This is a genomic window from Microcoleus sp. N9_A2 (assembly GCF_036701775.1).
Lineage (GTDB): Bacteria > Cyanobacteriota > Cyanobacteriia > Cyanobacteriales > Microcoleaceae > Microcoleus.
Genome location: NZ_JAUBRH010000001.1, coordinates 253,617 through 273,699, shown reverse-complemented (window position 1 = coordinate 273,699; position 20,083 = coordinate 253,617). Strand labels below are relative to the sequence as shown.

General features: G+C 47.6%; 17 protein-coding genes and 1 pseudogene. 10 read left to right on the top strand and 8 right to left on the bottom strand.

Features of this window, described 5'->3' with window-relative positions:
- Positions 1 to 113 precede the first annotated feature (113 nt).
- From QUA44_RS01185 to QUA44_RS01170, 4 genes are all read left to right on the top strand, one after another.
- Positions 114 to 1,673: an AAA family ATPase gene (locus tag QUA44_RS01185; RefSeq protein ID WP_333247149.1), complete on the top strand. Its 1,560-nt coding sequence runs from the start codon at positions 114 to 116 to the stop codon at positions 1,671 to 1,673.
- 87 nt (positions 1,674 to 1,760) lie between these two features.
- Positions 1,761 to 2,087, top strand: coding sequence for a hypothetical protein (locus tag QUA44_RS01180; protein WP_333247151.1), 327 nt, complete (start codon positions 1,761 to 1,763; stop codon positions 2,085 to 2,087).
- 181 nt (positions 2,088 to 2,268) lie between these two features.
- A complete protein-coding gene (locus tag QUA44_RS01175; protein WP_333247153.1) occupies positions 2,269 to 3,063 on the top strand; it encodes a YdcF family protein in 795 nt (264 codons plus the stop codon).
- 280 nt (positions 3,064 to 3,343) lie between these two features.
- Positions 3,344 to 3,577 (top strand): hypothetical protein, encoded by a 234-nt coding sequence (locus tag QUA44_RS01170; protein ID WP_333214159.1) that lies wholly within the window; start codon positions 3,344 to 3,346, stop codon positions 3,575 to 3,577.
- A gap of 92 nt (positions 3,578 to 3,669) precedes the next feature.
- Here QUA44_RS01170 and QUA44_RS01165 read toward each other — a convergent pair whose 3' ends face one another.
- Both QUA44_RS01165 and QUA44_RS01160 read right to left on the bottom strand, forming a co-directional pair.
- Positions 3,670 to 3,903 (bottom strand): ferredoxin-thioredoxin reductase variable chain, encoded by a 234-nt coding sequence (locus QUA44_RS01165; protein ID WP_333085253.1) that lies wholly within the window; start codon positions 3,901 to 3,903, stop codon positions 3,670 to 3,672.
- A gap of 281 nt (positions 3,904 to 4,184) precedes the next feature.
- A complete protein-coding gene (locus tag QUA44_RS01160; RefSeq protein WP_333247155.1) occupies positions 4,185 to 6,953 on the bottom strand; it encodes a DUF3536 domain-containing protein in 2,769 nt (922 codons plus the stop codon).
- 1,067 nt (positions 6,954 to 8,020) lie between these two features.
- Between QUA44_RS01160 and QUA44_RS01155 the strand changes: the two genes are divergently transcribed.
- The 3 genes from QUA44_RS01155 to QUA44_RS01145 are packed head-to-tail and all read left to right on the top strand — an operon-like array spanning position 8,021 to position 10,014.
- Positions 8,021 to 8,926, top strand: coding sequence for a serine protease (locus QUA44_RS01155; RefSeq protein WP_333057526.1), 906 nt, complete (start codon positions 8,021 to 8,023; stop codon positions 8,924 to 8,926).
- A 51-nt stretch (positions 8,927 to 8,977) separates the two neighbouring features.
- On the top strand, positions 8,978 to 9,475 hold the full coding sequence (locus QUA44_RS01150; RefSeq protein ID WP_333247159.1) for a DUF4365 domain-containing protein: 498 nt from the start codon (positions 8,978 to 8,980) through the stop codon (positions 9,473 to 9,475).
- Positions 9,472 to 10,014 carry a hypothetical protein gene (locus QUA44_RS01145; protein WP_333247161.1) on the top strand — a complete coding sequence of 181 codons (543 nt, stop codon included), beginning with the start codon at positions 9,472 to 9,474 and terminating at the stop codon, positions 10,012 to 10,014. The genes QUA44_RS01150 and QUA44_RS01145 overlap by 4 nt, the downstream gene beginning before the upstream one ends.
- A gap of 27 nt (positions 10,015 to 10,041) precedes the next feature.
- Here the strand turns inward: QUA44_RS01145 and QUA44_RS01140 are convergent, their stop codons facing one another.
- From QUA44_RS01140 to nuoB, 5 genes and pseudogenes are all read right to left on the bottom strand, one after another.
- Positions 10,042 to 10,854 carry an alpha/beta fold hydrolase gene (locus QUA44_RS01140; RefSeq protein ID WP_333247163.1) on the bottom strand — a complete coding sequence of 271 codons (813 nt, stop codon included), beginning with the start codon at positions 10,852 to 10,854 and terminating at the stop codon, positions 10,042 to 10,044.
- 254 nt (positions 10,855 to 11,108) lie between these two features.
- Positions 11,109 to 12,308, bottom strand: a complete 1,200-nt coding sequence (locus tag QUA44_RS01135; protein WP_333247165.1) for an FAD-dependent monooxygenase — start codon at positions 12,306 to 12,308, stop codon at positions 11,109 to 11,111.
- A gap of 78 nt (positions 12,309 to 12,386) precedes the next feature.
- Positions 12,387 to 12,983, bottom strand: coding sequence for a Uma2 family endonuclease (locus tag QUA44_RS01130; protein WP_333247166.1), 597 nt, complete (start codon positions 12,981 to 12,983; stop codon positions 12,387 to 12,389).
- Between the two features lie 67 nt (positions 12,984 to 13,050).
- The gene (locus tag QUA44_RS01125; RefSeq protein ID WP_333247168.1) at positions 13,051 to 13,476 is read right to left on the bottom strand and encodes a VOC family protein; all 426 of its coding nucleotides are present in this window, start codon (positions 13,474 to 13,476) and stop codon (positions 13,051 to 13,053) included.
- A 218-nt stretch (positions 13,477 to 13,694) separates the two neighbouring features.
- Positions 13,695 to 14,360 (bottom strand): annotated as a pseudogene (gene nuoB, locus QUA44_RS01120) (NADH-quinone oxidoreductase subunit NuoB); the annotation flags it as partial.
- 359 nt (positions 14,361 to 14,719) lie between these two features.
- On the opposite strand from nuoB, the gene cax reads away from it, so the two are divergent.
- The 3 genes from cax to QUA44_RS01105 all read left to right on the top strand — a co-directional run bounded on the left by cax (position 14,720) and on the right by QUA44_RS01105 (position 19,084).
- Positions 14,720 to 15,841 carry a calcium/proton exchanger gene (gene cax, locus QUA44_RS01115; protein ID WP_333247170.1) on the top strand — a complete coding sequence of 374 codons (1,122 nt, stop codon included), beginning with the start codon at positions 14,720 to 14,722 and terminating at the stop codon, positions 15,839 to 15,841.
- Between the two features lie 33 nt (positions 15,842 to 15,874).
- Positions 15,875 to 16,117, top strand: a complete 243-nt coding sequence (locus tag QUA44_RS01110) for a hypothetical protein (RefSeq protein ID WP_333247172.1) — start codon at positions 15,875 to 15,877, stop codon at positions 16,115 to 16,117.
- Positions 16,118 to 17,011: 894 nt separating this feature from the next.
- The gene (locus QUA44_RS01105) at positions 17,012 to 19,084 is read left to right on the top strand and encodes a serine/threonine-protein kinase (RefSeq protein ID WP_333247174.1); all 2,073 of its coding nucleotides are present in this window, start codon (positions 17,012 to 17,014) and stop codon (positions 19,082 to 19,084) included.
- Positions 19,085 to 19,350: 266 nt separating this feature from the next.
- Here QUA44_RS01105 and QUA44_RS01100 read toward each other — a convergent pair whose 3' ends face one another.
- Positions 19,351 to 19,989 carry a transaldolase family protein gene (locus QUA44_RS01100; RefSeq protein WP_333247176.1) on the bottom strand — a complete coding sequence of 213 codons (639 nt, stop codon included), beginning with the start codon at positions 19,987 to 19,989 and terminating at the stop codon, positions 19,351 to 19,353.
- Between the last annotated feature and the right edge of the window lie 94 nt (positions 19,990 to 20,083).

Below are 20,083 nucleotides of genomic sequence, written 5' to 3'. Positions count from 1 at the left end.
ATCGGATTAAAGTCAACATCCCCACTCCCAATCTAAAGTCCCCAACTTAAAATCTAAAATTCAAAATCCAAAATCCCCAATCTAAAATCTAAAATCCAAAATCTAAAATCGCTATGACTTGTCTCCCACCTCTGATTCAGCAAATGTTGCAGCCCGGGTTTTACCCGCACGGGGTGACAGAACCTGTGCAGCTAATTCAGACTCATGGCTCCTTTGTTCTCCTGACAGGAGATTATACTTACAAAATCAAGAAACCAGTCAATTTTGGTTTTTTGGACTATTCAACCTTGGAGAAAAGGCAGCATTTCTGCACCCAAGAATTGCTGCTGAACCGACGCACTGCACCGGAAATTTATCTAGAAGTTTTGACAATTGTTAAAATTGGGGATTCGTTTCAATTTGGCAGAAACTTACCTGCTATAACTCCGGTTGAATTTGCTGTAGAATATGTTCTGAAAATGCGGGAGTTTCCTCAAGATTCGCTGTTGCTTAGTTTGTTGGAACGCGGACTGTTGACCCAGCAACTTATGGCAGACTTAGGGCGGGAAGTTGCCAACTTTCACAGCAGGGCAATTAGTAATAGCTACATTCGCACATTTGGCGAAGTCAGTCAGATTCGCACAGCAATAAACAACAATTACCTGATTTCGCAAAAATATATCGGCGGGCCGCAGACTCAGGTGCAATTTCAGGAAACTAAAGATTATACGGATACGTTTTTTGCGAGAAATAAAGACTTATTTAACTTGCGGGTTGCCAATAATAAAATTCGCGAGTGCCACGGAGATTTGCACTTGCGGAATATAGCATTCTGGCAAGATAAAATATTACTGTTCGACTGCATTGAATTTAACGAGCCTTTTCGCTTTGTTGATGTCATGTACGATGTCGCTTTTACAGTAATGGATTTGGAATCGCGCGGGCGCAGAGACTTGGGAAATGCTTTTCTCAATACTTACATCGAACAAACAGGCGATTGGGAAGGACTGCAACTGCTGCCTCTGTATTTGAGCCGTCAAGCTTATGTGAGAGCAAAAGTAACTTCGTTAATGTTGGATGATGCCTCGATTCCAACTGCCCAAAAAGCACACATTTCACAGACAGCAGCTCATTACTATAAACAAGCTTGGCAATACACACAACCACGCCCAGGAAAGTTAACTTTGATGTCGGGTTTATCTGGTTCTGGCAAAAGTACAGCGGCTCGATATTTGGCTCGGCGCACTGGGGCAATTCATATTCGATCCGATGCTGTTCGCAAACATTTAGGCGGGATTTCTTTAAATGAACGCGGGGGGCAAGATTTGTACTCGGATGAAATGACGGCCCAGACTTATGGTAGATTGTTAGAGTTGGGGATAATTCTGGCTGACCGAGGTTGGGATGTGATTTTAGATGCAAAGTTCGATCGCCAAAACTTGAGAACCGATGCGATTAATCAGGCTCAATCCCACGGCTTATCCTGGCAAATCGTTTACTGCACCGCACCAATTGCTGTATTGCGAGAACGGCTGCAACAGCGCCGGGGCGATATTGCCGACGCGACAGCCGAACTATTGAGTTCGCAGCAAGCCACTTTTGAACCTTTTACAGAATTAGAGCAAATTTCTTTAAAGATTGTAGATGCCGCGCAAGACTTAGAGGTACAATTAAACTTGATTTGTGGGGAGTAGTTGCAGCGCGATCGCCCTTGGCAATCTTACTTGTCTGCTAATATTGTCAATATCTTTCTGTGTTATTACAAACAAAACTTACAGCTCATGCCAAAATTTACCGGAGACTCCAAGGGGTTTAGCCCCGCCCTGATATGGTTTGTGTTGTTTACCGTTGGGTTTCGCTTAGTAGGATGTACGCTGCCCCTGAGTCTCGGCTTGGGTGTCATCGGTGGCGTGGCAGCAGGTTTAATTGTCGCTTGGTGGCACAACGAATTACTACTCAACCCGAATATAAATTCCAAGGACACAACCTCGGATGCTATCCTCAACAAAGAAGTAGTGCAAAGGGACGGCCATAAATATAGCAAAACCTCTAGGGGTGATGCTGCTACATTTTTTGGTTGGTTATCTGGACCAGAGGATCGTCGCTAGCACTGAAAATAGTTTTGAGTATTGAGTTGTAAGTTTTAAGTTAAAGAGTTCATAATTAAAAACTCACTACTAAAAATTAACCACTCCCGCCCGTTAAATTACCAATTACAGATTAGCGACTAACGATGGTTCATTTCCAATTACCCATTACCGCTAACGAGCAATTTGAATTACTTGCTTAATGTTTCTATTTCTATCGAAACTCCTGCCGCTGTTTATTTATCCTTTGGGGTTGAGTTGCCTGTTAATGATGGCGGCTTTAATCACACTTTGGAAGCGTCCCAAATGGGCGGCGGCGCCAATTGCTGCGGCTCTAATTATTTTACTGCTCGGAAGTAGCGGTTGGGTTTCAAAATCGTTAGTTCGATCGCTCGAATGGCAAAACTTACCAACCGCCGAACTCCCCCAAGCTGAAGCGATAATCGTCTTGGGCGGTGGTGTCAAAGCAGCTTTACCTCCCCGTCCTTGGGTAGAATTAGGTGAAGCGGGCGATCGAATAATCTATGGTTCCCGACTTTACCGGCAAGGCAAAGCTTCCCTGCTAATTCTCAGCGGCGGTAGAGTAGATTGGAAAGGCGGCGGGCCTCCAGAATCGGCAGACATGGCAGAAATTGCCCAAACAATGGGTGTACCGGCATCAGCAATTCTGCAAGACCCCGATTCACACAACACCTATCAAAATGCCGTCAACGTGCGGAAAATTTTAGATGCTAAAGCTATAAAAGGGCCGGTTTTGCTAGTGACATCGGCGATGCACATGACTCGATCGCTCTTAATTTTCAAGCGTCAGGGAATAAAAGCAATTGCCGCACCAACAGACTTTCAAATCACGCAGCAGGATATCGCAGCATCCCAAAGCAATTGGCAAGCAGTCGCCTTGGATTTATTGCCGGATACCTATCAGTTAAACCAGTCAACTAAAGCTTTGAAAGAATACATCGGCTTAATCGTTTATCGGCTGCGGGGATGGCTTTAACAGAATTTTAGATTTTAAATTTTGGATTTTAGATTGAAGAATTTAAGCTAATATCAAATCCGGTTGCATCCCAATTATAGGGGCGTGGCGGGCTTATATAATTTGTCTATACTTATCAAATATCTGGGCGAACGCGCCCCTACAAAACTTCATCAGATAAAATTCCGAATCAAACGGATACGATCTAAAATCTAAAATCTAAAATCTAAAATTCTATGATTTAGTGTGTTAGCTTAAAGTCAATACAGCCAATATTAGCCACCGTCGCCCCCAAACAGTCATGCTGCCCCACGAGTTGCAAAACATTGCCCCAGAACCGACTCCCGCGGCCGAAATTTTTCAGAGACACCAAATTGTCCGCGAGTTTTACGATGAAATTAAGTACCGTCAAGAACTAGAACTTCACTGCCAGTGGTATTACGCTACAGCCAAGCAGCATCAGCAGGAATTGCAGAAAATGCAGGGAGATTGGAATATTTTAGGTTGGTTCAGCCGCAGAGGGTCGAAAAATTAAGGATTAAATAAATTACGAATATTAACTTAATCCCACTTTAAAAAACTGAACCCCAAGATCCCGACTTCTTTAAGAAGTCGGGGATCAAACAACTAGACTTCAGAAGAGATCAATTCAACCTCATCTTCTTTGAAATGAGCTTTAAATTTTTTGTCAAACTGAACTAGAACCGGCCAATTAGCACTGACAGGTCTGCCGTGCCATTCCTGAACGATCGCCACGACTTCTCCTTCCATACCCTTAATATCAAATGGTTGACTGCGATTTTCAGGATGGTGGTAGACAACAACAGAGTTTTTAATGCAAACGCGATCGCCAACTTTCATAAATTTAAACTTAGTGTTCTTTCTTTCAAACTCTACAAAGCGCGCAAGTGCAGAACATCTGTACGCTTTGGGGACAGTCTTTTTATCTTCCCACATAAGTAGAGCGAAAACTTAAACAAAATTGGCGGTTCTCTGTCGGTGCTTCGATCGCCAGCCAAGATCGGCATGGAGGCATCCAGGCCGATCTATTCTCGGTTGAACCCGCAGGCCTGATCGGCATTTAAAGCTCGATCGGGCGGATTCTCAAGGACGGGAATTGATGCCGGCTAATCGGGAAACTGTTAACTTAACTGATTTAACCAACACTCCACATCAACTGCCAAGGTTTGACCCAACTCCAGCAACTGCCGGATCGAAGACAACTCCCAGCCGCCGCCTGAACGCGCAATTTCCAAGGCAACGGCAGCCCCCGCAGTTTCGTCCGCCGAGGCATCTTGCCGTTGCAGCCAGCCCAAACACAGAGGCACAATTTGGCTGTACAGAGAATCGAAATACAGTTCCTGCGATTTGTCCAAACACAAGCCTAAACTCAGCCGATCGCCCACAGCAATCAAACGCTCGATCGTGCGGATATCAGCTTCCAACTTGACAGGCGAGCGCTCATCCACACCCGATCCTGCTTGCAGCAGCGCGTCTAGCGATCGCCAAACCATCTTTTCCAAAATTTCCTTGACTTCGGGAACGTTCAACTGACAGCGGAGATGGCCGCTTTCAGTGGCGATCGCCTCTATTTCTGCCAGCAGCGCCTCCGGGTTCTCGGTTTCCAGTTCCAGGGCCTTAGCCGCCGTCACACAGCGGTGTCCCAAAGCCACCTCAGCAGCCACCTGCAACTCTACCGGCACCGGGAGTTCGTCGCGGTGGAACGCCATCATCACCCCGTAATTTTCCCGGTAAACCTGAGTGTAAAGCTGATCCAACCGAGTCAAATTTTCCTGACTCAGCAACTGCACGATCCGGTGGCGTTCCTCAGCGAATAAATCCCGCAAGCTAAAGGACTGATCCCCAAACAGCCGCACCATTTCCAGAATCGCGTGGGCCGCCGAAGCTTCTTGCATAACTCCAAACAACCGCTCTTTGAGCATAGTGTACGATCGGCGGCTGCCAAAAGGCTGAATACAGCAGTGGAAGTCCCAGCCGCCGAGGTGCAACGCAGCAAACACAAAAACCTCTGTTTCCCGCGTAATTTCCGAGGTTAACTGCAATTGACCCACAGCCAGAGTCATCGATCCCATGCGCTGAATTTGGAAATCTTCCTGCAGGGCCTGATAGCAGTAAACTCGTTGTTCGCGGGGATATTTGGCAAACAGAGAACTGATCGCGTAGTGGGCGGCTACCTGTCTGAGACTAATTTGGGCTGTCACCACGAGTTTGCGGTAAACTTCGGCCCCTGTTTGGAAATAGTCAACGTTGCTGGGTACGAGGGCTAGTCGATCGACAAAATCCTTTTCTAGCTGCACGCCGGTAACTTCGCCCGCCAATTCCAGCGCCCGGGCCGCGTAGCGCAGAATTTGCACGCCTTCTGGCCGCGAGATTTCTTCAAAAAACCAGCCGCAGCTAGTGAACATTAACAGGGTGTGGCGCTGCATTTCCAGCAGTCGCAGTGCGTCTACCTGTTCGGAGGCATCGAGTTCGCGCACTTGATGGCGTTTGAGGAAACTGTCAACGTTAGCGGGCGATCGATCGCGGATGACCTCAATATATTCATCTCTGGCTTTCCAGGGATCGCGAAACAGCTTGCGTCCCGCTTCTTCGTAAATCGGAATCAGTCGATCGCGCAGCCAATTCAAAGTATCCCGCAAAGGCTTGCGCCACAGCAGGTGCCACCCACCCCCACCACCGCAGCCGCAATCATCTTGCCAGCGATCGACCCCGTGAGAGCAACTCCAGGCCGTTACGGGTTTGAGTTCCACTTCCCAAACACTCGGATTTTGACTTAAATAATGAGCAAAATTCGTCACCGTCCAGCCGCGGCGGGGAAACTCTTCTGTAAATGCGTAAGCGAGGCATTTTTCGGTACTATTTTTGTGATGGCCGAAAGTTTCGCCGTCCGTCGCCACGCAGATTAATTGAGCCGGTCGGTGGTCTCCCCGTACTGCTTGACCCAACCGCCCTGCCAAGTGGTGGCTGCTGCTGAGAACGTCATTGAAGCCCATATCCCGCGAGATCGGGCCATCGTAGAAAAAGATATCGATGTAGGGAGTGTTGGCAGGTGCGGCTTCGGAATTTTGGAAGTGCCTGCGGCCAAAATGGTGAGTGCTCAGCGGCGAGAGTTGGTGGTCAGCCATCAACCGCATTTCTGGTTTCAAATAGCAGCGGTACGGGCGAGTCGGATCGATTTGACCGCCGCCGACTTCGTGCCATTCGGAATTGGACGCTGGTTCCCCTTCTTGGTTTTGCGCGATCAACGGGCGGCAGCGTTCTGCTTGGGAGGGGGCTAAGACAATGAAGCGGATGCCTTCAGCGACTAAAACTTCGAGGGTGGCGTAGTCTACGGCGGTTTCGGCGAGCCACATTCCTTCGGGATCGCGACCGAACCGGGAGCGAAAATCTGCGACCCCCCACCGAATTTGGGTGTATTTGTCTCGCTCGTTAGCCAGCGGCATGATGATGTGATTGTACACTTGGGCGATCGCGTTGCCGTGACCGTTGAGCCGCTGGCAGCTTTTGCGATCGGCTTCGAGAATCCGCTGGTAGACTTCCGTGTCGTAGCGTTCGAGCCAGCTCATCAGGGTCGGCCCGATGTTAAAGCTCATATACTCGTAGTTGTTGACGATCCCCGTGACTTCGCCGCGATCGTTGAGTATGCGGGCAAAGGCGTTGGGGCGGTAGCACTCGATGTCAATGCGTTCGTTCCAGTCGTGGGCTGGAGAGGCGCTGGCTTGGCGTTCGATCGCGTCCAGGTAAGGGTTTTCCCGGGGCGGCTGGTAAAAGTGACCGTGAACCGTCACGCACACCCCTGTTGCAGCAGTCACGCTGCTTTGGGTTGCAGCCGTAACGGTTGGCGAAGACAAAGGTAGCAGATCGGATTGAGTTGTAGAAATCGAAACCATGCGATCGAATCCTCAAGTAGTTAAAGACAATAAAACCCGCCTAATTAGAGACTAAAACCTGACGCAGCAAGAGTTGCAGCTAGGCATCTGTTAGGGGTAAATTTTGGCAGATAAGTTTTGATACATTTGTAGTATTGCGAGCAAAGCATTCGTTCCAAGATGCCAACCGTCGATCCCTGGGTTTTTCTGCCAATGCTTTGCTGTTGAAAGAGTTAAAAAAGGTAGCTTTTGCTGCTTTTTGGCACTTGCGACCCATTTCGGGTTAGTGTTTGCAGAGCTGTTCATTGAGAAATTGATTTACATTGCTGGATTGTAAAGTCTTATTCATTAAATAGCAACTTTTCGCCGGAAAGATTTAATTTTTGGCAATAAATCTTGGCGGTTGTGGAGATCGGTTTAATGCCCGATCAATTTATAGAGTAGGAGTATTGCCCGAGTTTCGCATCATACTTTAGGTGCTTTTTACCTAAGTTCTGGAGAAGTGAGGCCAGTTGGGTTAGGGCGGGGCAGATTTGCGGCAAATGTACTTTCCAGAAGAGTTGTAACACTGGTGCGGAGTCAAAAGGCAACAAAAAAGCAAAACGGTAACTGTTATATTTTAACTCCTGAGAGGTATGTGAGGGCGGAGGCGGAGGAGGAGGAGGAGGAGAGTTTGGACGAGAAGATGCTGCATTTGACGGCGAAGTTGGAGAGGCAATTTGCCGAGAGGGCCAAGTGAGAGGCGATGATTCGGGAAAATCGGCAGAGGGTGGGTTCTGGCGGATAGTTCGTCAATTGCTGAAGATTATCATGATTTTTTGCGAGAACTTAAGGAACGTATTGTGCGATATCAAGTGCGGGCCGTACTTTCTGTTAATCGCCAATTAGTGTTGCTTTACTGGCCAATTGGACGGAATATTTTAAACTGACAACAGCAGCGAGGATGGGGAGCAAAAGTTATAGACCATTTAGCTGCTGACTGAGAAACAGCTTTTCCTGAAAGGATGTTTGCCGAGGATTGAGCAGTTGGAAGCTGAGTTAGAAGCGGTGGATGTGGAAATTGAAGAGTAATGATAAAATGGGAGAATGTGAAGCTAGCTGAACGCCTCCGAAAAATTAGTCAAAATTTTAACATGATTAAACCAACAACAATAAGTGAAAAGCTCCTTTTCAGTACCGTTCGGATAGCAGTCCAATTCTCTTCAGGTGAGGAAGGCACGGGTACTGGCTTTTTCTTCAACTTTCTAGTCGATGAGCAGACACATATACCTGCAATAATAACTAATAACCACGTTGTGGCTGGCGCTGTAACAGGGAGTTTTCAACTGCATGAATTAGATAAAACTATAGAAGAACCACAGCCATCTGGCGACTTCTTTACTGTGGACTTAGATGATTTTGAAAACCGCTGGGTTTCTCATCCTGACAATAATGTAGATTTATGTGCAATGCTATTTCAACCTCTACGGAGTGAAGCTGAAATACAGGGGAAATCTATATTTAACTGCGCGCTTGACAATAGTTCTATTTTATCTAAGGCTGACCTTGAAGAACTTAGTGCAGTGGAAGAAGTGCTAATGATAGGCTATCCTAACGGGTTGTGGGATGAGGTTAACAATTTACCGCTTATTAGAAGAGGAACTACTGCAACTCATCCGGCTGTGGATTTTAAAGGAACAAGCACAAATGTAATTGATGCAGCCTGTTTCCCTGGTTCTTCTGGCTCACCTGTGTTGATTGTAAATGAAGGAATGTTCAACACCAAGTCAGGGACATTTGCGGGATACACAAGAGTTTGGTTACTTGGTGTACTTTTTAGTGGCCCTTTCATAACCGCGCAGGGAGAAATCGTAAGTGAAACAATACCTACGAGTCAACAATCTATTAGTCTAACAAGGCTGATGATCCACTTGGGATACATTGTTCAGGCAAAAGAAATAAAAGTTTTAGGAGAACACATAAAGCAGATTTTGCAGGCATCTGGGAACCTTTAATTAAGAAACAGGAATGCAAGTCAGCAACTCTAATAATCCAAAACTATTGAAGTGGACATTAACCAACAAAAAGAACAATTCAGCAACATCTACCTGCAAGCTGTCACCACCGTTGCCGGCTATTCCGTCTACAAACCTTCCGTAGACGATGACAGCGTAGACTGGGGAGTAGCTGCCAAAGGCGGGACAGGCCCCATCAGAGCACCTCGCTTAGAATTGCAGTTAAAATCTACATCAAGAGATATCCAAGACGATAACTCCATCCGCTACCCCCTCAAGCTCAAAAACTACGACGACTTAAGAATGGATGACTTCGCCATTCCCCGAATTTTAGTTGTCGTTTTAATCCCCGAAACACCCGAAGACTGGTTAACCCAGTCGGAAACAGAACTCTGCATCAGAGGCTGCGGATATTGGATATCGCTGCGGGGAAAGCCAAAAACACAAAACACAAACACTGTCACCGTCGCCATCCCCAGAACCAACCAATTTACAGTCGCCGCCCTTCAGTCAATTATGGAGGGAATTAGCCAAGGAGTTAAACCATGAAAATCACCGTAAAAGATAGCCAAACTCTCGAAACAATCAAGCTAAATCAACTGAGAAATTACTTACAAACTCACGGCTGGCATGAAGACAAACCTTTCTTAGATAATGCCACACTTTGGCACAAACCAACAGCCGATGCAGAAGAATTTGAAATATTGCTACCTAACCGGGAAAACCTGGGAGATTATGCAGCCCGCATCCGCGAGGCAATCCAAACCCTAGAAAACGCAGAAAATCGCCCTCAAATTGAAATTTTAAGCGAACTACTTACCAGCATTCCCAACACGATTATTCAGGGAATTGTTATGCAAATTCACACCCCAAATACCCAAAAATTAAGTGGCGAAATTACTCTCATCGGCCTTGTAGTTGCCAAATTGCGGAAAATTCAAACTTCACTTGCAGACAAAGATTATATCCTGGCGATTAAAGCTTATCAAGAACGCTTACCGATTCTCTGTAGCGGTGACTTAATCAAAGACAACAACGCCTTCATCCTCAAAAACCCCCACAACTTAACTCTCGATGAATTTTGGTAAGACTAACAGATTTTGTCTAAATCTATATTAAACACCTTCCAAACAGATATCCAGTTCCTTAGCAAAGGCCTCTGGCGCATCCAGCATTAGCCAGTGTCCAGTATCGGGTAGCGTAGTTGTCGTCAGTGTGGGACGGAGGATGTGGAGGCTGAAGGGAAAAGTGTTTGAGGGGGCAATAATGGAGTGGGCTCGTGTTCCAGGGGCTGCTAGGTAGCGATCGAGAGAATCAACTGCGTCAAAAGCAAACATCTGGCGATACATTCCAAACAGGCGATCGTGTGGAGTCGTCGCCAACCAAGCGAGAATCCGATCGCGCGTATGGGCCCTGCTTCCTGTCAGCGCCTCGTTGAAGCTGGTTTCCACAGCAGCCCGCCAATCCTCCGTCTCCAGAGTCCTCTGGAAGGAGACGATCAGTTCGTGCACATCTGCAGGCACCTTGGTAAAGTCTCCAGGTGCGTCTGCCAGAATCAACCGCGCGATGCGGTGCGGTGCGCTGGCTGCTGTGGCGAGGGCAATACAAGCACCGAAACTGTGTCCAACGATCGCCACTCGATCGAGTCCCAGCCCATCCAGTACCGCCAAAACATCCGCTGCACAGGAGGCGGGCGCGTAGTTGCCGTCCTCCGGCGGTGCGGAATCGCCGTGTCCCCGCATATCAAGGGCGATCGCGCGTCGGGTACGGGCGACACGGGCAAGCTGCGCCTCCCAGATGTTCGCGGAAACCGCCATACCGTGCACGAACACCACCGGCAGTGGCTCAGACTCCGCAGCGGTGACAGGGGGGCTGGCTTCGATGATGTGAATAGTGCCGATCGGTCCTTTGAGAGTTGTCGATCGCATACAATTTTCTCCTAAGTTTTATAGTCCTGGACGCACGGGTAGTCAGAAACTGGGTTTTTCGCAAAAATACTCGGTTATATCAAATCCGTTAACATCGGAATTATTATCTCTCTCTTCTCTTTCTCTGTGTCCTCTGTGCCCTCTGTGGTTTAATCATTCCGATACAACCGGAATTGATATTAGAGCATCGCAGAAAAGGTAAAAACCCGGTTTCTTTGGTTTGGATGGGTAAGTCAGGTTTTAATTTCCTCATTTCACACCACCAATTTTACCTCTGTTACTCCTTGGCGCAACTCATACTGTCCTTTTACCCAAAATTGTTTAATTTTTTCACCCAAAAACGGAGCCGTTTGCATCATCAATAAACGCAATAATCCATTTTTTCGCAGTTGTTCGCCTTTCCACGCTTCTTGTGCTTGAAGTTTTTGGGCGCGAATAATTTCTGGTTCGCGTTCTGCCTGAATCCGCGATAATGCTAAGTCAATATCCTCGTAATTAGCGCCTGCTTTCAATAAAGGTACAAGGTGATTGGCCGCAACAATTACATCGCGGAACGCCATGTTAATTCCTTGAGCGCGAACCGGAGACATCGGATGTGCCGCATCCCCCAAAAGTATGATTCCTGGTCGATGCCAGCGCGGACAGCGACCAACCACAACAGATAATCGCATCGGAGATTCGCTCGTATCCGCACAGTTGCGGAAATGTTCTGCCATCCACGCAGGCGATCGCGATGCGAAAGTTTCTGCCCAGTCTGTGTGTTTCCGATCCGTTTTGTCATCTGCCGATAGCACCCAAGCCAGATGAAGTTTACCTGATTCTGCCCCATGAAAGACACTAAATCCGCTACCGCCATTCAGGATGGAATAAAATACATTATCCGCCACAAACCGAGGATGAGCGGCAAGTTTAAACCACAGAACATCTATACTATTCTGCTGTTTTACTAACTCTAATTCTGCACGTTGTCGTACAACCGAGTTTCTACCATCTGTACCAATCACAAGTGCAGCAGGAATCTCTCGCCCATCTCCTAGCTTTACACCCGCAATGCGATCGTTGCTGTACAGTAAATCTTTTACGGGAACACCTGAGATAAATTCAAACTCTGGATGCAACTTAGCTTCTGAAATTAGTGTTTCTAGCAAAGGCGGTTGCGATACCAGCGTACAAGGTTGATTAGACCCCATTGGCTCATCAACTCGAAATAGTTGCCGATCGCCCACAACGAACTCCCAGGCATCAATTTGTCGGTGTGGAACACCTTCTAGCATAGTGGATAAGCCCATTTGGGCGATCGCATCCAATCCGCTGGGCATTAACGCTTCACCGCGAAACACTCGGTAGGAATCTTTTGCAGCCTCAACCAAGGTAACAGAAATACCTCGTTTTACCAGCAGCAAAGCAAGTGCCGCACCAGTTGGCCCCGCTCCCACAATTACAACTTGCGTCATTGCCATTCCCCATTGCTTTTTGCGGATATTGAGATGTCAACAAAGGTGGTGAAAGGAGGCGAAATCCCCTATTCCCAGCTATTTCTGAAGTGCCTGTTGAAAAGTCTTAAGTGCATCAACATGATTCACCATATTGATGCAACGCAACAACAAATCAAAATCTATCCCTTTCACCTCCTCACTACTGGAAACCTTTTCATAATGAAGTGTATTGCCCTCTCCCCGCAGGTGATAAACCTCTAACAATCCATCTTCCCAGAACCACACTTCCTTTATCTTCAGCCGCTTGTATACCTCCAGTTGGTTGATGCCGCCACTGGAAAACACGACCTCGATCGCCAGATCGGGTAGCATACGACCAGGGGCAAGTTTATAAGATTCATCCGCCTCTCGCTTAACGGCTACGCCTTCACTTTCTAGCGTCATTGAGCCAGTTGGAGTAAAGTCAAACCCCGCCATCAGCAGGTACAGTTCCACCAATGCGGCAATTCTCTTCTTAACGGTTTCGTGGGGTTCTCCAGGCATTAGTTTAATCTCCAAAACTCCATCCAGGAAAGAAAGTCGATATCCTGGACGGTCTAACAATTGCTCAACTGCTTTGAACTCTCTCCAAGTGAGTCCCTCAAACAGAAGGGGTGATTCTTTTCTGGGTGGTGCGATGATTGCTGCAGTCATTTGATTCTCCAGTCTATTTCCAGATGAGAAACGATCGGGTTTGGAGGGCGATTTGTTTATTATAACTTTAAGTAGCATCCTCCACTGTACATCCGATTTCTTGCCCGTAGGATAGTTCCAGCGTGTGACCGTCTGGGTCTCGCAAAAAAGCCCAGTAGCCGATCGGATATCCAGAATCTTTTGGTTCCTCAAGCAGTACGCCTTCTTGACGTGCTTTGTCGCAGAGAGAATCCATGTATTCGCGGCTTTTGCAACCTACTCCGAGGTGTGCCCAGGGAGACAGAACGGGATGTACGGAGTTTGTTTGAATTAGCACAATTACAAAAGGGCGAGTGCGATCGGAAATCCAGACCACAGCAACACCCGTTTCTGCATCAATGCGGCGGTGAACTACTTGCATCCCAGCATATTTGGAGTAGAATTCAATACTGCGATCGACATTTGAAACCGGGAGGGCAATGTGAGTCAGTCCAATATCAATATTTTGCATCATAATTAGGTTTTTTCCGGCGGGCTATCTCGATCGTTTGGCTGTTTCATGACTTACATAAAAAGTCAATTTTCACATTAGCCATAGTAATAAGGTGCGCCGTGCGTACCCTATTACTATCGTGGAATAGTTTCTAGACTGATTATGTCAGTCCAATATTAATCATGAAAGGTAGCAGAAGTTAATTCAACCAGTTGGAATCTTGACAATCCAGAAGGTGCAATTTCTGGCGGTGGCACCTGTCTTGCTGAAGTTTTCAGGTATTTCCCCTCGTGGATTGGTGAGACGATTTTCATCCGGTGAGGGCGGGTGTAGTAGCGGTGCGTTGGTTCCCTCTGTTGCTCTTCTTGGAAGCTTTCGTTGGCAATCTTCTTGCGGAGTTTGACGATCGCATCCATAATCGCTTCTGGCCGGGGCGGACATCCCGGTACATAGACATCTACGGGAATTAACTTGTCCACACCGCGCACAGCAGTCGGAGAATCTGCACTAAACATTCCGCCCGTAATCGTGCAAGCGCCCATTGCAATTACGTATTTGGGTTCCGGCATTTGTTCGTAAATTCGCACCAAAACCGGAGCGTATTTCATCGTAATCGTGCCGGCCGTAATTATCAAATCTGCCTGTCGGGGAGACATCCGGGGAAATACACCCCAGCGATCCAAATCGAAGCGAGCAGCGAGCATGGCGCTAAATTCAATGAAGCAACAAGCAGTCCCAAACATCAGCGGATACAAGCTGGACATTTTGGCCCAGTTGTACAGGTCATCCACTGTGGTGAGGATGATGTTTTCCGATAGCTGCTGCGTGACTTCAGGAGGATCGATCGGATTGGCGATCGGCAAATCTTCTGAAGGCATCTCCAGTGTAATTTCAGGTGAGTTCATTTTGACAAACTCCTTAATATATCTAGCGGTTGGTTGTTAGTAGTTGCCAGTTAATTTATGTCTGAAGATTGAAAAAGTTTAGTGAAAATTGGGTGAAAAAATTCAATCATCAGCACAGTCTTTGTTTAATTATGGCATGGCATTTTAGAGGTCGCCATTAACTGCAAAATATTGTAAGATAGCGAATAAAGAAAAATAGCGCTTCTTGGAGTGCCTGTTCTACTCCGTGCGAGTCGCGTCCTGTATAAGAGTTCGATCGACCAGCGACCAACAGCTAGCGCCCCCCAGCTTTAACAAAACCCCTTTTTTTCATTTACCCACAGGCTATGATTGACCGTTGGGAGCTTTTCAGAATCTAAATGCTAAACACAACCACAATAATTTCCAGCCTGCTGTTATTTATCCCAGTGTCCATCGCCGGACACTTTCTCGGCTGGGAATCCTCCACAATCTTCATCACCTCGGCCCTAGCCATCGTCCCCCTGGCCGCCTGGATGGGCACGGCCACCGAAGAAATCGCCGTCGTCCTCGGCGCCAACTTGGGGGGTTTGCTAAACGCTACCTTCGGAAATGCCACGGAACTGATTATCGGCATCGTCGCCCTCAACGCGGGACTAATAGATGTTGTCAAGGCCAGCATCACCGGTTCAATTATGAGCAACCTGCTGCTGGTGATGGGATTTGCGATGCTGCTGGGCGGCTTGCGCTACAAAGAACAAGAATTTCAGCCGACAGTCGCCCGGTTGAACGCTTCAGCGATGAACTTAGCCGTGATTGCCATTTTGGTGCCGACGGCAGTTGAGGCGACCTCTATTGGCATCCCTCCGGAAACTATGCAGAACCTCTCTAGCGCTGTTGCTATAGTGCTGATTATCGTCTACGTGCTGACGCTGCTGTTTTCGATGAAAACCCACAGTTATCTGTACGATGCAGGGGTGGCAGAAACTGAAATGCTCGAAGAATTAGCCGAAAGTAACTTAGCACCAGACAGTCCCGACCACAAAGTCAATCTGCCGCTGTGGATTGGGGTGCTGTTGGCCTGTACCCTGATGGTAGCTGTCGAGTCAGAACTGTTGGTTGGTACCCTAGAAGAAGCTACCGCCACTTTGGGGCTGACATCACTGTTTACCGGGGTGATTTTAGTGCCGATTATTGGCAATGCGGCCGAACATACGACGGCGGTGACGGTGGCGATGAAAAATAAAATGGATTTGTCGGTTTCTGTGGCCGTGGGTTCTAGTTTGCAAATTGCTTTGTTTGTTGCCCCGGTGTTGGTTTTGGCAGGTTTTGTCTTGGGCAAACCGATGGACTTGAATTTCAACCCGTTTGAACTTGTAGCGGTTGCGGTGTCGGTGCTGATCGCCAATTCTATCAGTTCTGACGGCAACTCTAACTGGCTAGAAGGTACTTTGCTGTTGGCAGCTTATACGGTTTTGGCGCTGGCGTTCTACTTCCATCCGGTAATTGAGGGACTTGTTTAAAAGGCTTTCTTCTGCTGAAGGAAGAAGTCAAGCGTGAAGAAGCAAGAAGGAAGAAGCAAGAAGGAAGAAGCAAGAAGGAAGAAGGCGGATTTTCCGACTCTCCCCCACTCCCCCACTCCCCCTCTCCCCCTCCCCCACTCTCCCCTCGGACTTCTTCCTTCGATAGTGGTCGTGGCGATCGTACAATTGAAATGTGGCTGCTCTCTCGTTATTAGTTCTGGTGTGTTTGTACATTATGTGCTCTCATCAGGGATTTGTGACCTCGATCGGCTATGACAAACAACAAAACCTTTGGCCTCAACCCGATCGTTAGCTCGCAGTGCCCCCGGTTATAAAAAAACACGGGATGCTGAAGTCAAGCGAGACTAAAACCTCTCTTGACTTCAGAGACGCTGCAAGATTTAAATCAAGGGTGCTCATGAGTCTTTTACTAGGTGTGCTACGATGGTCATAAGTTGAAAATTGAGTTGGACTTGCATAGCCAAAAAGTTCACCAAAATTAGTCATACTTAACTTGACTGATTAACATTATGGGCGGTATGATTAAATCAATGCCGAAAAAAAGGCTTAATTATCTGGGAGAGTAAACCGAGCGTGTAAGTCAAAACTGACCAGCCTGTCACAAGGTCCAACGGGAGCCCGCGTTTCGTTAAATTGGTTGAAAATAGTGGATGACTCATGGCTAAAAGCTTCAACTAAAATTAATTCAATTAGGGTGCTGCTCCATCCGAATTAACGCCTGTGGACAAGAAAGAGCCGACTCCCTTGGGTGAAGCAGGAAACAGACCCTTCAGGAGTAATTCTGATTGAATGGTGAGGCTTAAATAAGTTTAGCCAAGTTTTGTGTAGCAGTAAACGACGGTCGATTTAAAACTGACCAGCCTATAAAAAGGTCGAACGGGATACCACGATTCGTTAAATTGGTTGAAAATAATGGTTAAACAATGGCTAAAAGCTTCCAAAATAATAAATACAGACTGCAAAAATAGGGTGCTGCTCCACCCGAATTAACGCCTGTGGACAAGTAAGAGCCGACTCTCTTGGCAGAAGCAGGAATCAGACCCTCTAGAAAATACTTCTAGTTGAATGGTGAAGCTTAGATAAGTTTAGCCAAGTTTTGTAGAGCAGTGTCAAAGTAAAACTTGATAGAGCAACCTCAATCAGGGTTATGTGGCTTCTGTGAGTTATTGCCTCAATCCCAAATGCCCGAATCCCTCCGATCCAGCCAACTCTGGCAAATCCGCGTGTATCCACTGCGGGTCAGAACTTTTGTTGCAAGGTCGATATCGGCTAGTCGCGCCTCTCGGAAGCGGCGGCTTTGGCAGAACATTTGAAGTGGACGACAACGGCGCCCGAAAAGTGATCAAAGTCCTGCTCAAAGAACATCCCAAAGCTGTAGAACTGTTTAAGCAAGAAGCCGACGTATTGGTCAGGCTCAGACATCCAGGTATTCCAAAAGTCGATCGCGACGGTTATTTTATATTTTCGCCCGCTCACAGCACAGAGTCTTTTCACTGTCTGGTGATGGAGAAAATTGCTGGGGCCAATTTGCAAGATTGGCTGAAACACCGGGGCCGCCCGATTAGTCAAGAACAAGCTGTTAACTGGCTCAAACAACTGTCGGAAATTTTAGACCAAGTTCACCGCCTCAACTATTTCCATCGCGATATCAAGCCGCACAACATTATGTGCAAGCCAAACGGGCAGTTAGTGCTGATTGACTTCGGGACTGCTCGGGAAGTGTCGGCGACTTATTTCGCTAAGGTGGGCCAGGGGCAAAATGTGACTGGTATTGTTTCCCCGGGCTACACGCCGCCGGAACAAACTAATGGCAAGGCTGTTCCGCAGTCAGATTTTTTTGCTCTGGGGCGCACTTTTGTTTATTTGCTGACTGGGAAGCCGCCGACTGCGTTTCCAGAGAACCCGCGCACGGGCAGATTAATGTGGCGCAAAGGAGCTCCTCAGGTTTCCGACGCCGTGGCTAATGTAATCGATTATCTGATGGCGCCTTTTCCGGGAAATCGACCTCAAAGTCCGCAGATGGTTTTGCAGTGCTTGGAGGAAATTAATCTCGATGGCGCGGAAAGTCAGTTGCCGACTCAGTTGCCGACGACGGGGCAAACTAAAATTCGCGGAACTTCCGGGGGGGCTGGGGCGACGAAGCAGAGTTCCATGAACCGCCTCAGACCTCTGAATTCGGGATTGAACAAGACCGATAAAGAAGTTTTTGATTGGAAAAAGAAGCTGCTGGCCGGCACGGCTGTTTTGATGGTGAGTATTGGCGTGTCTCAAATTTACGGTTCGCTGCGTTACAAGGTGTTTCCAGCAAATCCGGTGTGGCTGCTTTCTACTTTACCTAGCACTCATCTTTTGCAAAAAAGTTTAAATAATCTCGGGGGTGTAAATGCGATCGCCCTGTCGCCTGACGGTCAAACTTTGGTGAGCGCAAGCTCTGGGACGATTAGAATTTGGAATGTGAGGACGGGACGCCTGTTGCACCCTCTCTATTCGGTGCATTCTCAAAAATCGGTCAAGACGCTGGCGGTGAGCCCGGACGGCTCGATTTTTGCCAGCGGGGGCGACGACAATAATGTGATTCTCTGGGATTTGAAGACGGGGGTACGGAGGCTGACGATTCCCGCTCACGCAGCCGCCGTCAACGCCATCGCTTTTAGCAGGGACGGTAAAACTCTCGCTAGCGGCAGCGATGACAAAACTGTTCGCTTGTGGAATGTCAGAACCGGCAGCAGGTTGCGGACTTTGAGTGGCCACGCCGGAGGAGTAAACGCGATCGCTTTGAGCCGGGACGGTAAAACTCTCGCTAGTGGCAGCCAGGACAAGACTATGCGTTTGTGGAATCTCGATACCGGAGAAGTCAGAAGAATTATCACAGGTCACGGGGGCCCGGTTAATGCTGTGGCTTTTAGCCCGAACGGGCAAATTGTGGCTAGTGCTAGCACCGACAATACGATGATCCGTTTGTCGAACGTGCAAGACGGGAAGCGCACCCGCACTTTTAAAGGGCATTCGAGCTGGGTGAGGACGATCGCCTTTAGCCCGGACAGCCGCACTTTGATCAGCGGGGGGGGAGATATTATAGTTTGGGATTTGAAGACGGGAAAAGAAAGAAGCACTGTTTCTGGTCACAGTCAGTTTGTGAGTTCTGTTGCTATTGCCAGAGATAGCAAGACTTTTGTGAGTGGCAGTCCTGATAGCACCATTAAGATTTGGCGAATGCCATAGTCAGTTGACAGTTGACAGTTGACAGTTGACAGTTGGCAATTGACAGTTGTCAGTTGGTCGTTGGCAGTTGGTGGTTGACAGTTGGCAGTTGTCAGTAGTGTAAGGTGTGCAGCGTACATTGTACAGAATTACTTTTTTTACGAACCGCGTCCTTCGCGAAGGAAGAAAAGAGAGAGAAGAGAGACTGTTGCGACCAGTATTACCAATGACCAATGACCAATGACTAATTTTAAAATAATCAATAGGTTGTGCAAGGGGACATGATATTATCCCAAAATTCCTCGCCCGTTTTTGGCAAATTCATCAACTGTTTGCTGGGACAATTCGTGAACTGCGATCGCCTGCAATACGTCCAAAGGCAATGTCAAATGATGGGCGCCGGCTAATAAAGTATTTACTGCTTCTTCTGGCGATTTAATGCTTGCTGCCAAAATCTCTGTATTAGTTCTCTGCAATACGTTGGCCATATCTCGCACTAAGGCAAAACCGTCTCCGAGGAGTCTGGTGGCGCGATTCACGTAGGCGATCGCATATTTAGCCCCCGCTTCTGCTGAAACAACTGCTTGTGATGCGCTGTATATCGCCGTCACCGCGCAAGGAATTTCCGGTGACAAATGCGCTACTGCTTGAAAACCAGCCGCCGTTGCTGGAACTTTCAACACTGTTTGCTGTCCAATTAATTCAAAAGCCGCTTTTCCTTCTGCTACCATGCCATCAAAATCAGATGCAGTTAGCTGATAATACACTTCACCGGGAATAAGTTTTGCCAGTTGTTTGAGCGTCACATCAGGAGCTAAATCGCTTTTTCCCAGGAGGGTTGGATTAGTAGTAATTCCCGAAAGCCAGCCGAACTTGCTCGCCTCTTTTGCTTCGGCTACAATTGCAGTATCGAGATAAATTCCCATCAGATCTACACCTTTATTTTCTTAGTTTATTGTGAGTTTTCCGAGGCTTAGTTTCAGTTTGATGTCACTGAGCGTCAAATTGATTGTTAGGTAT